This window comes from Sphingobacterium multivorum (assembly GCF_900457465.1).
In the GTDB taxonomy this organism is placed as follows: domain Bacteria; phylum Bacteroidota; class Bacteroidia; order Sphingobacteriales; family Sphingobacteriaceae; genus Sphingobacterium; species Sphingobacterium multivorum.
The window spans coordinates 111,858-125,934 of record NZ_UAUU01000006.1 but is presented as its reverse complement, the minus strand read 5'-3'; the positions used below and the strand labels follow the sequence as shown (position 1 = coordinate 125,934).

General features: G+C 40.8%; 10 protein-coding genes, 1 other RNA gene and 1 pseudogene. 6 read left to right on the top strand and 6 right to left on the bottom strand.

Annotated features, from left to right (window positions below; all coding sequences use genetic code 11):
• Nucleotide 1: 1 nt before the first annotated feature.
• The 3 genes and pseudogenes from glpK to DTA23_RS30260 form a co-directional block, all read right to left on the bottom strand.
• Nucleotides 2-1,501: a glycerol kinase GlpK gene (gene glpK, locus DTA23_RS08280; protein WP_070569218.1), complete on the bottom strand. Its 1,500-nt coding sequence runs from the start codon at nucleotides 1,499-1,501 to the stop codon at nucleotides 2-4.
• Nucleotides 1,502-1,535: 34 nt separating this feature from the next.
• Nucleotides 1,536-2,897 (bottom strand): glycerol-3-phosphate dehydrogenase/oxidase, encoded by a 1,362-nt coding sequence (locus DTA23_RS08275; protein WP_370445072.1) that lies wholly within the window; start codon nucleotides 2,895-2,897, stop codon nucleotides 1,536-1,538.
• A gap of 98 nt (nucleotides 2,898-2,995) precedes the next feature.
• A pseudogene (locus DTA23_RS30260) lies at nucleotides 2,996-3,112 on the bottom strand (hypothetical protein); the annotation flags it as partial.
• Nucleotides 3,113-3,563: 451 nt separating this feature from the next.
• Here DTA23_RS30260 and DTA23_RS08270 point away from each other — a divergent pair.
• A complete protein-coding gene (locus DTA23_RS08270; protein WP_236586101.1) occupies nucleotides 3,564-4,070 on the top strand; it encodes a thioredoxin family protein in 507 nt (168 codons plus the stop codon).
• A gap of 548 nt (nucleotides 4,071-4,618) precedes the next feature.
• Here DTA23_RS08270 and DTA23_RS08265 read toward each other — a convergent pair.
• The gene (locus tag DTA23_RS08265; protein ID WP_046675638.1) at nucleotides 4,619-6,010 is read right to left on the bottom strand and encodes an arginine decarboxylase; all 1,392 of its coding nucleotides are present in this window, start codon (nucleotides 6,008-6,010) and stop codon (nucleotides 4,619-4,621) included.
• A gap of 108 nt (nucleotides 6,011-6,118) precedes the next feature.
• On the opposite strand from DTA23_RS08265, the gene argS reads away from it, so the two are divergent.
• Genes argS through DTA23_RS08250 form a run of 3 tightly spaced genes read left to right on the top strand, consistent with a single transcriptional unit; the run spans nucleotide 6,119 to nucleotide 10,190 of the window.
• A complete protein-coding gene (gene argS / locus DTA23_RS08260) occupies nucleotides 6,119-7,903 on the top strand; it encodes an arginine--tRNA ligase (RefSeq protein ID WP_070569227.1) in 1,785 nt (594 codons plus the stop codon).
• A 4-nt stretch (nucleotides 7,904-7,907) separates the two neighbouring features.
• Complete coding sequence (locus DTA23_RS08255) at nucleotides 7,908-8,984, top strand: oxidoreductase (RefSeq protein WP_112374413.1); 1,077 nt, start codon at nucleotides 7,908-7,910, stop codon at nucleotides 8,982-8,984.
• 15 nt (nucleotides 8,985-8,999) lie between these two features.
• Nucleotides 9,000-10,190 (top strand): BaiN/RdsA family NAD(P)/FAD-dependent oxidoreductase, encoded by a 1,191-nt coding sequence (locus DTA23_RS08250; RefSeq protein ID WP_070569927.1) that lies wholly within the window; start codon nucleotides 9,000-9,002, stop codon nucleotides 10,188-10,190.
• Between the two features lie 10 nt (nucleotides 10,191-10,200).
• Here DTA23_RS08250 and DTA23_RS08245 read toward each other — a convergent pair whose 3' ends face one another.
• Nucleotides 10,201-11,253, bottom strand: a complete 1,053-nt coding sequence (locus DTA23_RS08245) for a helix-turn-helix transcriptional regulator (protein ID WP_112374397.1) — start codon at nucleotides 11,251-11,253, stop codon at nucleotides 10,201-10,203.
• Between the two features lie 152 nt (nucleotides 11,254-11,405).
• Here DTA23_RS08245 and rnpB point away from each other — a divergent pair.
• Both rnpB and DTA23_RS08235 read left to right on the top strand, forming a co-directional pair.
• Nucleotides 11,406-11,786, top strand: an RNA gene (rnpB, locus tag DTA23_RS08240) — RNase P RNA component class A.
• A gap of 67 nt (nucleotides 11,787-11,853) precedes the next feature.
• Entirely contained in the window at nucleotides 11,854-13,245 is a 1,392-nt protein-coding gene (locus DTA23_RS08235) for a sigma-54-dependent transcriptional regulator (RefSeq protein WP_070569233.1), read from the top strand.
• A gap of 159 nt (nucleotides 13,246-13,404) precedes the next feature.
• On the opposite strand, the gene DTA23_RS08230 is transcribed toward DTA23_RS08235, so the two are convergent.
• Nucleotides 13,405-14,076 (bottom strand): HAD family hydrolase, encoded by a 672-nt coding sequence (locus DTA23_RS08230; protein ID WP_070569236.1) that lies wholly within the window; start codon nucleotides 14,074-14,076, stop codon nucleotides 13,405-13,407.
• Between the last annotated feature and the right edge of the window lies 1 nt (nucleotide 14,077).

Below are 14,077 nucleotides of genomic sequence, written 5' to 3'. Positions count from 1 at the left end.
GTTAGTTTTCGGTCCAGTATTGTAATGCTTTGACTCCCTTGGTCCAGAGCTTAATAATCTTTTTTGTTTGCTCTTCTTGCTCTGCTTCAGGTTCAAATATACGATCCTGTGCCCAAAACTTAGAAATCTCATCCTCATTTTTCCAGAATCCCACGGCCAGTCCGGCGAGGTATGCTGCCCCCAAAGCTGTAGTTTCTGTAATTTTGGGGCGTACAACTTTGCTGTTTAGTACATTGGCCTGAATCTGCATAAGTAGATTATTTGCTGTTGCACCGCCGTCTACACGCAATTCTTTGATCGGTATGCCGCTATCAGCTTCCATGGCTTGCAGCACATCACGAGTCTGCAGGGAAATTGCCTCTAGCGAGGCACGTGCAATATGACCATTGGTTGTTGCACGCGTAAGGCCAAATAGTGTACCTTGTGCACGAGCGTTCCAGTATGGAGCCCCCAGTCCGGCGAATGTAGGGATAAATGTGACACCGCCATTATCTTTTTCTGTCAGCGCTAATTGCTCTATGTCTGCCGATTTGTAGATGATGTTGAGATTGTCGCGTAGCCATTGGACCAGTGCACCGCCGATAAATATGCTCCCCTCTAAGGCATATTCTGTTTTTCCGTTGATTTTCCAGGCGACAGTCGTTAAAAGGTTGTTCTTTGAACGGATTGGTTTATCCCCGATGTTCATTAACATAAAACATCCAGTGCCGTACGTGTTTTTGACCATTCCCTTTTCAATACATTGCTGTCCGAACAGTGCCGCCTGCTGGTCGCCAGCAATTCCAGCTATCTTGACTTTGTGTGCAAAAATGGTTGTCCGTGATTCCCCATATATTTCACTGCTTTCTTTTACTTCGGGCAGCATGGCGGCGGGGATGTCAAATAATTCGAGTAGCTCCTTATCCCATTCCATGCTATGAATATTAAAGAGTAAGGTGCGGGAAGCGTTTGTTACATCCGTAATGTGAGCATCGCCCCGGGTGAGGTTCCAGACGAGCCAAGTGTCAATAGTTCCACAGATTAATTCCCCGTTTTGTGCTTTTTCCCGGGCACCTTCCACGTTATCCAGAATCCATTTTATTTTGGTTGCAGAAAAGTAAGGATCTAATATTAGGCCTGTTTTTTCCTGGATCATCTCATGTTTTCCAGAGCTACGCAACTCGTCGCAATAATCTGCTGTGCGTTTATCTTGCCATACAATGGCATTGTAGATGGGTTTTCCTGTTTCTTTTTCCCAAACGACCACAGTTTCCCGTTGATTGGTAATGCCAATAGCGGCAATATTTTTGCCGTTTAACCCTGCTTTTGTGGTTGCTTCTGCAGTGACACCTGCCTGTGTTGACCAGATTTCATGTGGATCGTGTTCAACCCATCCTGGTTGTGGGAATATTTGCGTAAATTCCTTCTGGGCAATGGAGACTATATTTCTGTCTTTATCAAAAATGATAGCTCTGGAGCTGGTGGTACCTTGATCCATTGCCAAGATGTATTGTTGTTCCATAATTGAGTAATTGAGTATTGCTGGTTATTTTGTATTACTTTAAGATATAATTTTTTGCAACATTTTGAAAATGCGTTATTTGATCATTTTGCCAATCTTCATCTTTTTCCAGTTCCTGGGCGAGTATTTTTGCGACATCAGGTGCAGCTTCAATTGCAGCTTTCGCATCAAGAAATAGCATCCGTACCCGACGGGATAGCACATCTTCCACAGTCCTGGCAAGTTCGTTGCGTGCTGCCCAAACAACTTCGGCCTTTTTGAACTCAAGATGTGGGATTAACTTTTCGTTCCATTCGGGATTTTCCTGAGCCAATGCATTGATCATTTCTTGGTCGGCACCGTAAATATACATATGATTGCTTCTGTCGGACGTTGGAATGGCGCTATAGATCTTTTGTGTGGCAGACCGGCTTTCTTTTTGAGGTAAACAACCAATTTTTATCGCTTTGTCTAGGGTATCTTGGCCCATTCGACGGAATGTTGTCCACTTTCCGCCAGTTAAAGTCAGTAATTTGGAGTCGCTAACAATAACCTTGTGGCTTCGTGAGATCTCTTTGGTTTTGTTTGAGTTACCTGTAGGGGCTGCCAGTGGACGGAGGCCGGCGAATACGGCCAATGCATCCGCTCTTGTTGGTTGTTTTATCAAGTAACGTCCCGCCGTTTTCAGAATAAAATCGATCTCCTGCTCCAAAGCTACCGGTTCAAGGTTATGCTCGTCTATTGGTGTATCCGTTGTTCCCACAATGACTCGATTATGCCAAGGTACTAGAAAAAGGACCCGTCCATCATCCGTTTTTGGAATCATAATGGCATCGTCGCCCGGGAGAAACGACTTGTCAAATACAAGGTGAACACCCTGGCTGGGGCGTACCATTTGTTTCGCTTCAGGTCTATCCATTTTTAAGATATCATCGACAAATATTCCTGTAGCATTGATAACAGCTTTGCCTTGTATGGTGAAAACTTCACCAGTTTCGGTATCATTGGCGATGACACCGTTTATTCGTCCATCGCTGTCTTTGGTGAGGTTATTGACCCTTACATAATTTAGGGCGACTCCGCCCATTTGTATACAGGTCTGCGCAACGTTGAGCGCAAGCCTGGAGTCGTCAAATTGTCCGTCTTGATATACCACGCCACCATATAGCCCTTTAGGTCGTACAGTGCTTATGCGATTGAGCGTTTCTTCTTTATTGATATGAATGGATTTTCCCAAGCTTAATTTACCTGCCAGAAGGTCATATATTTTCATTCCAATGGTGTAAAATGGGCCATCGAACCAGCTGTAGTTTGGAATGATAAACGATTGGTTTTTAACAAGGTGTGGAGCATTTTTTTGGAGTAAACCTCTTTCATGAAGCGCTTCTTTAACCAATGAGATGTCGCCTTGAGCCAAGTAGCGTACACCACCGTGAACAAGCTTTGTTGCTTTGCTTGAAGTGCTTTTGCAAAATCAACCTGCTCCAATAAAATTGTTTTGAACCCTCGGCTTAAGGCATCTAATGCAACACCTAATCCGCTGGCACCGCCGCCTATGACGATAACATCCCACGCGCTCGTATCCCTTATTTTTTCTATCAGTTTTGACCTGTTGAATTCTTGGTGTTTCATTTTGTTTCGTTTTGGATTTTTGTAGTGAATCTTCTGTGCTTCTTTTACTACTTCCTTTACACTAAGTTATGCTATATTTGTTAAATTTTAAAGGAAATTAAATATTATTTATGTTAAGGTCAGGTGTTTGTTTTTGTTTTGTTTTGTTTTTATTTTAGCAAAAGGAAGTCTTTTTGGTTTTTACGGGTGATAGGGTATAGCATATCAACAGGTTGCCTTTTTTACTTCTCCCCAATGGCGGTATTTTGAATGACACCCCTATTTGATCACCTAAGGTCATGTATATAGGGCTTAATCGCGTTTTTTATGAATCCGCTGAAATACGGTCCGTTGTAGTCCTGGGTGTTTTTTTTCATGGTCAATAGCTATATCATGTTTAACGATTATGTGCTGCTTATGTTTTGGTTTGGGGAAATGATTTTGTAATTTTAGATTCGTATTTAATTTATTTATGATGAGAAATATAAGATTATTACTGTGTGGAGCTATTGTGTTTTTGGGGACGGTACTCGTACAGTCCAAAGCGTTCTCACAGCAGCTTGCTACAGCTCAGGATCTTTCGAAGCCTTACAATCCAGATGCCAATGCACAGAATGATATCGATCAGCTATTGGTTCAAGCAAAGAAAGAAAAGAAAAACATCGTCATTCAAGCCGGTGGGAATTGGTGTGTCTGGTGTTTAAGATTTAATGAATATATCCATAAAACGGCAAGTGTCGACAAGTTGTTAAAGAGTCATTTCCTCTATTATCACCTCAATTATTCAAAGGAAAATAAAAATGAAGCTGTGTTTCAAAAGTATGCCCCTGAAGGCAATAAACTAGGTTATCCATTTTTTATTATTTTGGATAGAAATGGAAAAACATTGCATGTACAGGAGAGTGGTAGTCTGGAAAAAGGAAAGGGCTATGATGAAGAAAAAGTGCTTAATTTCTTTAAAACTTGGGTTGCAAAATAGCAATTATCGACTTTGGGATTTCTAGTCGCGCTAAAGGAAAATACCCAGCAATCCTTTCCTAAACGACGATACATTCTGAAAGATCAGTAGCTTTCCTTCGTACCTGCTTCGTATCTGCTTCGGATCATCAATAGATCTTGTACAGATGCTGTACAGATATTGTCCAGTCTCCAAACAGGAAAGGTCTGTACACTACTAGGTCAACAGTCGTAACGGAATTGGGCAGCTCCGAACGTGGTCCGAAGCAGGTACGAACACAATATGAATAAAAGCCAGCTGTCTTATACTGAAATAGGTTTACATCTACCGAACAGCTTACTATATAGATTTTACAATCTATTTTTTTCTACTGGATATGGTTGTCATTGTCTGTGATTTTGCCTTTAATTTACGCCCGATTGTAAATAATGGCGGATAGGCTGAAAATAAAAGGTCTCGTTCCTAGAAACGAGACCTTTTTATTTTGGCTTAAAATAGCTCTTTTTTACGAGGATATTGTTTTGATCCCCCAATGACGAGCGTGCTTACTCTTGGTAGAATATAATATCTTATTGATAGCCTAACAATTTCATTACTTGTTTGGAGTTTTGCTCCTCACCGAACACCTCGTAGTTGAATGTTTCATCTCTATTGCGGCGTACAAGCACATGTTTGGGTGAAGGAAGTAAGCAGTGGTGGATGCCTCCATATCCGCTTAAAACATCTTGATAGGCGCCTGTATGAAAGAAGCCCAGGTATTGAACCTTACGGGTCTTCGGCATAAATACCGAGTTCATATGCGCCTCCTGATTGTAATAATCCTGTCCATCGCATGTGATGCCACCCAAATTGACGCGTTCATATTCTGAATCCCAGTTATTGATCGGCAATAGAATGTATTTTTGATTCAATGCCCATACATCCGGCAAATTTGTAATGAATGAACCATCAATCATAAACCAACGTTCGCGATCGTTTTGTTGCTTGCGCCCCAAAACTTTATAGAGGATACCTGATGCTTCAGCAACAGTGTATTTGCCAAATTCAGTAATAATGTCTGGTTCCATCACTTCATGGTGAGCACAGATTTGTTTAATACGGTTGACGATCTCATTGACCATATATTCGTAATCAAAGTCGTGTACCAATGAATCCTTAAATGGCATGCCACCACCGATATCTAGGGTATCTAAATCCGGGTTTACTTTCTTGAATTTACAATATAAAGTAACGTATTTCTCTAATTCGTTCCAGTAATACGGGGTGTCCGAGATACCTGAATTAATGAAAAAATGGAGCAATTTTACTTTAAAGTTTGGATTGTCGGCGATCTTGTTGTTATAGAATTCAACGACGTCTTCCTGGCGAATCCCTAGGCGAGATGTATAGAATTGAGAATCTGGTTGCTCTTCGGAAGCAACGCGGATACCTAAAGCACAAGGCTCATCCAATTCGATTTCATCATCATAAAGGTTAAACTCCTCTTTGTTATCCAGCACCGGTATAATGTTTTTATATCCATCGTGGATCATATCAACAATATATTGTTTGTACTGGTAGGTTTTGAACCCATTACAGATCACTGTAATGTCTTTTGTTACTGTGCCCTGTCTTTCCAATGAATCGATCATCGGCATATCAAATGCAGATGAAGTTTCCAGGTGGATATCATTTTTCAAAGCTTCCTCTACGATGTGCTTGAAATGGGATGACTTGGTACAATAACAATATTTGTAAGATCCGCGATAGTTGTGTTTCAGAATTGCGGTCTGAAAGAGGATTTTCGCTTGCTGAATTTTTTTGCTGACGATAGGCAAATAGGTAAAACGTAACGGCGTACCGTACGTTTCTATCATTTCCATTAAATTCAAATCGTGGAAATACAATTCGTCGTCGATGATTTCGAATCCGTCTTGCGGAAAACCAACACTTAAGTCAAGAAATTCCTGATAGCTCTGCATTTTTTATTATTTTTGCAAAGATATACTTTAATGGTGAATACCTAAATAAGGAATGTTATTTATTTCCAATTCACTATCAGGAAGTTGTAAAAATTACAAAATCATTAAATGGCAAATTCTATTCAAAAGCGACTTGTTGAAGTCACTGTACAGGCAGTAAAAGAGCTTTACAATGCAGATATTTTAGAAACTCAAATTGCTTTACAAGCTACCCGAAAGGAGTTTGAGGGACAAATTACAATCGTAACTTTTCCCGTAACGCGCTTTTCGAAATCTTCTCCGGAACAAACCGGAAAGGAAATTGGTGCTTATTTGCAACAGCATATCGCTGAAATATCAGATTTCAATGTGATAAAAGGCTTTTTGAATATTGTTCTTTCCGATGCTTACTGGATCACGTTGTTGAATCAGACCATAACGGCGAAGGACTTTGCTGTATTTCCTGCGAACGGGAAAAAATTGATGGTGGAATACTCTTCTCCAAATACCAATAAACCACTGCACTTGGGACATATCCGTAATAACTTATTAGGATATGCTGTTGCGGAAATCCTAAAAGCGTATGGTTATGATGTGATCAAAGCAAATTTGGTGAACGATCGTGGTATCCATATCTGTAAGTCCATGTTGGCCTGGCAGAAATTTGGTAACGGTGAAACACCCGAGTCTACTGGACTTAAAGGCGACCACCTTGTTGGAAAATATTACGTTGTCTTTGACAAAGAATATAAAAAGGAAATCGAGGCATTGAAAGCTGAGGGGCAAACCGAAGAGGAAGCAAAGAAAAATGCACCTTTGATGAAGGAGGCACAAGCGATGTTGCAACAATGGGAAGCCGGTAATGAAGAGGTGATCTCCCTTTGGAAAACCATGAACAGTTGGGTGTACGCGGGGTTTGAAAAGACCTACAAACAATTAGGCGTCGATTTTGATAAATACTATTATGAATCCAATACATACTTGTTGGGTAAAGATATTATCCAGGAAGGTTTAGATAAAGGGGTTTTCTTTAAAAAAGAGGATAACTCCGTATGGATTGATCTAACAGACGAAGGATTGGATCAGAAGCTTGTGCTTCGTGGCGACGGTACTTCGGTCTATATTACACAAGATTTGGGGACAGCACAATTGAAATATGATGAATTCAAAATGAATGATTCTATTTATGTTGTCGGTAACGAACAGGATTACCATTTCAAGGTATTGTTTTTAATCTTAAAAAAACTAGGTAAAGCCTGGGCTGACGGATTGTTCCATTTATCGTATGGGATGGTCGACCTTCCTTCAGGTAAAATGAAATCGCGGGAGGGAACAGTTGTTGATGCGGATGATTTAATGGCTGAAATGCTTAAAACTGCACAGGTACGTACTGAGGAGCTTGGCAAGACTGGCGGATTGGACGAGGAATCAAAAGCTGCTCTTTACGATACGATCGGAATGGGAGCATTGAAATATTTTCTATTGAAAGTGGATCCTAAAAAACGTCTTTTGTTTGATCCAAATGAGTCTGTCGATTTTCAAGGTCATACAGGGCCGTTTATTCAATACACTCATGCGCGTATCAAATCTGTTTTAAGTAAAGCTGAATTCGATTTTGACAGTGCTGTGTCTGTACCGGCGACGATTTCCTCTTACGAGCGAGATCTAATTCAGCAATTAGGTGCGTTTCCGGAGGCTATTGAGGCTTCTGCGCAAGAGTTCAGCCCTGCGCAATTGGCAAACTATATCTATGAAGTAGCCAAGTTCTACAATAAATTCTATCATGAAGAAACGATATTGAAAGCGGAAGATCCTGATGTAAAGAACTTTAGATTGCATCTTTCGGCTTCTGCGGCAAAGGTTATCGCCAAAGGGATGAACTTATTGGGTATTCATGTACCTGAAAGAATGTAATGCTATGAAAAAAATTCGCGTAGGGCTTATTGGTTTTGGAATTTCAGGTCAGGTTTTTCACGCTCCCGTGATGCGTTCGATAGCTGAACTGGATCTTATTAAAGTGACCGCCCGGAAAGCAGATCAGCAAAGTTTGCTAAAGGAACGCTATCCACAGGCAGCAATTGCTTTGTCGGCAGATGATATTTTTAATGATGCAACTATTGATTTAGTCGTGGTTGCGACTTCCAATGACATGCATTATCCTTTTGCAAAACGTGCTTTGGAAGCAGGGAAACATGTTGTTGTCGAGAAACCGTTTACGAATAGTGTAAAACAGGCAGATGAGCTTATCACGCTGGCTAAGGAAAAAAAATTGATTTTGGCACCCTACCATAATTTAAGGTTCAACTCAGACTATCGGACCCTTGAGAAAGTGATCAAAAGTGGACGGCTGGGAAGGATTGTAAATTTGGAATCCAGGTTTGATCGTTTTCGTAATTATTTGCGACCTAACGCATGGCGTGAGGAAAATTTGCCGGGTTCGGGTATATTTTATGACCTGGGGCCACATCTCATCGATCAGGCTCTGCAGTTATTTGGAAAGCCGCATGCTGTCTTTGCGGATTTGGCTATACAACGGGATCATGCGAAAACCATTGACAATTTCGACTGCTTATTGTACTATGATGACTTACGGGTATCGCTGAAAGGGTCTATGCTTACAAAAGAACCTACACCTCGATATCGTGTCTTTGGCATGAACGGAAATTTTGTAAAATATGGTGTCGATCCACAGGAAGCTTTACTGCGCGATGGTAAATTTCCCGATGAAGATCCAACCTGGGGACAAGAAGATCCAAGTCTATACGGCAAGCTCAATATTGTTGAACAGGGGAATGATATTGAAGAAATGATTCCTTCTGAAATAGGTTCTTATCCTGATTTTTATCAGAACGTTGCGGATAGCATATTGGGAAAAACTACCTTGATCGCATCGGCGGAACAGGCGCGGGATGTCATTAAAATTATTGAATTGGGGTATCAGAGTCAATTGGAACGAAGAGTTGTTTCTGTTGAAAATACATTGATTGCTTATTAGAGTGTTGCTGTGAGTATACTATACGATGCCATCATTATTGGGGGGGGAGCCTGCGGATTGATGTGTGCAGCCCAAGCAGGGCTAATTGGGAAGAAGACCTTGGTCCTTGAAAGAAACGATAAGGTCGGTGCGAAGATCCTGATTTCCGGAGGTGGGCGCTGTAATTATACAAATATTGGTAGCAGTCCCGCTAATTTCATTTCTGAAAATCCAGATTTTTTGCACGGTATATTCAAACAATGGACCGTGGACGATACCATTACATTTTTTGAACAATATGGTATCGTGGGACATGAAAAAACACTGGGACAGTTGTTTCCAGAGACCAATAAAGCAAAAGATATCGTTGCTGTATTTTCTAAAATTTTATACGAGACAGGGCAGGATATAGCCTTGAATACCTTGGTCAAATCTGTAGAAAAAAACGATAATGGCTTTGTGGTAAAAGTAGAAAATGCAAAAGGTGAGTCCCGATACCATGCCCATAAAGTGGTTGTTTCTTCCGGTGGGCTTCCGGTGCAAAAGCTTGGGGCCTCAGACTTTGGAGTACGCTTAGCTAAACAATTTGGTTTGAATGTAGTCGGTACAGCGCCTGCATTAGTCCCTTTGACGATAACTGGAAAAGATGCGGATTGGTATAGTTCTCTGGCTGGAAATTCGGTGTTCTCGAAAGTGTCTGTTGCCGGAATGTCTTTTGAAGAGAATATTCTCTTTACACACTGGGGATTAAGCGGACCTGCAATTCTTCAAATATCAAGTTATTGGCGGCCTGGACAGGAGATTACGATTGATCTCTTGCCTAATTTTAATTTGGATAATCTGATTAAACAGGAGCGACAATACGGCGGAAAGCGACTTGTTTCACAATTGCTAAACGATTATTTCAGCAGGAAATTGGTCGACGCCCTTGGGAAATTTTTGGCCTTGGATACCAAAATCGCCTCACTGAGTAAAGCTGATGCGAAGTTGATTGTCGATACGATCCATCGTTTCAAGGTAAAACCTGCGGGAGATAAGGGGTATGATAAAGCTGAGGTCATGCGTGGAGGAGTTTCAACGGAAGAGCTTCACTCCAAAAGCTTAATGTCTAAAAAAGTTGAAGGCCTTTATTTCGGAGGGGAGACTGTTGATATTACAGGATGGCTTGGCGGCTATAATTTCCAATGGGCTTGGGCTAGTGGTTATGCCATCGCCCAAGACATTTAGGCGTGAAATATTATTCATTTCGTGAATTTAACGCCTTATCGACAGATTTCTCAGCATAGAGTTCTGCGGCAGCTGTCAAGCGCTGTTTTATTCTCGTTTGTAAATTTCTTGGCGAGAGTACTTTAATGAATTCGCCAAAACCTAAAATTTCTCTTTCCAGTTCAAAGTTAAGTACAACATCGATGCGAATTAAGATTGAGCCATCCTCCTTTTTGTCTAAAATCTGCTGTGAAGGATGTAAGGGTTTTGTTGCTACATAAGGTGCATTTTTTGCATTGACTTGCAATATCACCCGCTGGCCACGGTCTTTTTGTGTCTTCGTTACGCCTATGGTATCCGAAAAGTAACGTTCGAAATCGACCCCTCTATATTCCTTGTATGAATTTTTGCCCATTTCCTCGATGGCATTGATTCGATCAAGCGCCAGCGTCATTAATCCTTCATTCTTTTTATGCTGACCAATTAGAAACCATCGATTCCGATATTCTTTTAAGAGATAAGGGGAGAAGACCAGATCCTGCTGTTGTGTTGCTTTGAACGATTGGTAGCTGATCAGGAGTGGTGTTTTTTCACGAATGGCTTGATGCAGCGGGCTGATAAAAGAAAGGCCTTTTAGCAGGTTGTTACTTTCCATTTGTATAATGGAAGGTGAATTGTCCTTTTTGGTATGGATGCTATCTTCAAGCCGTGCAACAATATCGCTCATTTCATCAAAGCTGGAGAAACCGCTCACATGCTTAAGTACCTCTACTGCTTCCTTCATTTTTTGCATGTCACCGACGGAAATCGGTGAATTGCTAATGCTATAGTTGGGATCTTCATAGGTGTAGAATTTTCGGTGCAACACCACAATAGGCGCATTGTAGCCAAGTTTATTGCTACGCATGAGTTGAATATCACCTTGTATGGTACGTTTACTTATCCCATTTTTGATTCCTTCAAATTCATAAAGTGCATCGGAAACCTTTTCCATGAGATCTTCCAAGGTCCATTTACGATGTCGCAAGCGAAGGCAATGGTCAATCGTTTTATAACGTATGAGGGCTAGTTTATTGAGTGCCATGTTTTTTTTGTTAGATTGAAAATACAAAAATTCTCTTTATCTACGCAAGGTAATTGCGTAGATTTTTGTGCCTGTGATGCTAAATGAATGGTTTTTTTCGAAATTGAAAAGAAATTCGGGTTTATCCGAGTAAAATAGCTACTTTTGCGCAGAAGCAAACTGGTTCTATCGCTGCTCTTTTTTTGAGAGGAGAGGAAAGTCCGGGCAACATAGAGCAACACGCTTCCTAACGGGAAGGCTGTTATGAGAATAGCAGACAGAAAGTGCCACAGAAAATATACCGCTTTTCGGAGTAAGGGTGAAAACGTAAGGTAAGAGCTTACGGTCTTGTATGGTGACATATATTACGGTAAACCTCGTGTGTTGAAAGACCAAATAGGTTGCGAAATTCGAAGGCTGCTCGTCTTCTTTCAATGTATTGGAATTCGTAATGGGTAGGTTGATTGAGTTTGTCAGCGATGGCAAATCTAGATAAATGATAGAAATTCCACTTCGGTGGTCTACAGAACCCGGCTTACAAGGTTTGCTTCTTTTTGCTAATTGCCAAAAAAAAACTTATATTGATTCCCGTAATTGAAAAAATAGCATAACTCTCGATTTATGAGTACAATTTTAATCATTGATGATGAGCGCGCCATCAGAAGTTCGTTGCGTGATATCTTGGAATATGAAGATTATACGATTTTAGATGTCGACAATGGCCGGGATGGATTAGATATTTTAAAAAAGGAAAAAATAGATCTTGTTCTCTGCGATATCAAGATGAATACGATGGATGGGATGGAAGTTTTGGCGGAAGCACACCAAAGCAGCCCGGATATCCCTTTTATTATGATCTCAGGACATGGTACGATTGAAACAGCTGTTGAAGCGGCGAAAAAAGGAGCATTTGACTTTTTAGAAAAACCGCTGGACCTGAACAGATTATTGATCACCGTTCGGAATGCACTGGATAAAAGTTCCCTTGTCACCGAAACCAAAGTACTGAAACGAAAAGTTAGCAGTTCGAAAACTAAAGATATATTGGGTGAGTCTGGGGCAATCAAACGTATTAAAGAGACAATTGATCGCGTAGCACCGACAGAAGCACGTGTATTGATAACTGGAGCAAATGGTTCGGGAAAGGAGCTTGTGGCACGTTGGCTGCATGAGAAATCGAATCGTGCGCAGGGACCGCTTATTGAAGTGAACTGTGCTGCGATACCTTCCGAATTAATTGAATCAGAATTATTTGGCCATGAAAAAGGATCCTTCACTTCAGCTATTAAACAGCGTATCGGAAAATTTGAACAAGCGAGTGGCGGAACATTGTTCTTGGATGAGATCGGAGACATGAGCCTATCCGCTCAAGCTAAAGTGTTAAGGGCATTACAGGAACATAAAATCACCAGAGTGGGTGGCGATAAAGAAATTGACGTCAATGTCAGGGTAGTAGCCGCGACCAATAAAGATCTCTTGAAGGAAATTGAGGATGGCAATTTTAGAATGGACTTGTATCACCGCCTGTCGGTAATCTTGATTCATGTACCTGCTTTGATCGACCGTGTGGATGATATTCCCCTGCTTTCAACAAATTTTTGTGAAGAAATCTGTATGGAATATGGGATACCTGTGAAGGAAATTACGACTGCGGCCATGCGGGAATTGAGCCATCTTCCCTGGACAGGTAATATTCGGGAATTGCGCAATATGATTGAACGTTTAATTATTTTGAGTGATCGATCTATTACAGATAAAGATGTTGTCGCATTTGCTAATCCTTCTCGTGAACCGGTAAACGGTATAGCGCATGAAAAAGGCGCAACGAATTATGGTTTAGATATGGACTCCTTTGATTCGTTTCAAGATTATAAAGATCATGCGGAGAAAGAATTTATAAAATATAAATTGGAAAAAAATAATTGGAACGTCTCCAAGACGGCCGACGATTTAGATATTCAACGTAGCCATCTGTATAGTAAAATAGAGAAGTTTGGTCTAAAAAGAGATTAATCACTTCGTGAAAATTTAGTCTAGCAGCGGTGAACGAAAATTGCAGCTCGCTTGGGCAAACCGATAAAAAAAGAGATTCCTTAAGGAATCTCTTTTTTTATCGGTAGAGAGGAGACAGCTGAAGTCCTCGGGCTAAGTGTCGGCACACACTCAACCAAGTTATAATTCTTGTGTTTTTAAAATGGCCTTTACATTGGCAACAGATATTTCTGTATAATTATTTATATAATCATCACTTGCAGGCAATTCTTCTTTTTTATGGGTTGAAAGTACGGCAACAACTTTCATTTCAGCATTTTTCGCTGCGGTAATACCAGAAAAAGAATCTTCAAAAACAATACAGCGGTCAACAGGAATTTGCAGGTTTTCTGCAGATTTTAGGTAAACCTCAGGATGTGGCTTATGTAGTTTCACATCTTCGCTGCTCAGTGTGGACGAGAAGAGCTGGCGTATATTCAATTCGTCCAGAATTAAATCCATATTCTCTCGTGGAGCTGATGTCGCCACAGCAAGCTTAAAACCGTTATTCTTTAATTCTGTCAGAAATTCAATCAGGCCCTTAATAGGGGCAACGTGCTCTTTATAAATGACTCTAAAAAGCTGTTCTTTTTCAAATTCAAGGGTCCGCAGTTCCTCAGGGGATATCGGACGTTGAAAGAAATGTTGCATAATGTAACTATTATGCTTACCATACATATGCTGCTCAAATTCCTCTTCTGTCGCCTGTTGTACATTGTGGTTTTTAAAAAAAGCTCTAAAAGCTTCCGCATGGAAAGGGTTGGTGTGGCTGATAACACCGTCCATGTCAAATATCGCTGCGTATTCTGTCATT

Coding starts and splice junctions, on each gene's coding strand:
- DTA23_RS08255 (WP_112374413.1), top strand. CDS start 7,908: ATGAAAAAAATTCGCGTAGGGCTTATTGGTTTTGGAATTTCAGGTCAG.
- DTA23_RS08245 (WP_112374397.1), bottom strand. CDS start 11,253: ATGGCACTCAATAAACTAGCCCTCATACGTTATAAAACGATTGACCAT.
- DTA23_RS08230 (WP_070569236.1), bottom strand. CDS start 14,076: ATGACAGAATACGCAGCGATATTTGACATGGACGGTGTTATCAGCCAC.
- DTA23_RS08270 (WP_236586101.1), top strand. CDS start 3,564: ATGATGAGAAATATAAGATTATTACTGTGTGGAGCTATTGTGTTTTTG.
- glpK (WP_070569218.1), bottom strand. CDS start 1,501: ATGGAACAACAATACATCTTGGCAATGGATCAAGGTACCACCAGCTCC.
- argS (WP_070569227.1), top strand. CDS start 6,119: ATGGCAAATTCTATTCAAAAGCGACTTGTTGAAGTCACTGTACAGGCA.
- DTA23_RS08235 (WP_070569233.1), top strand. CDS start 11,854: ATGAGTACAATTTTAATCATTGATGATGAGCGCGCCATCAGAAGTTCG.
- DTA23_RS08265 (WP_046675638.1), bottom strand. CDS start 6,010: ATGCAGAGCTATCAGGAATTTCTTGACTTAAGTGTTGGTTTTCCGCAA.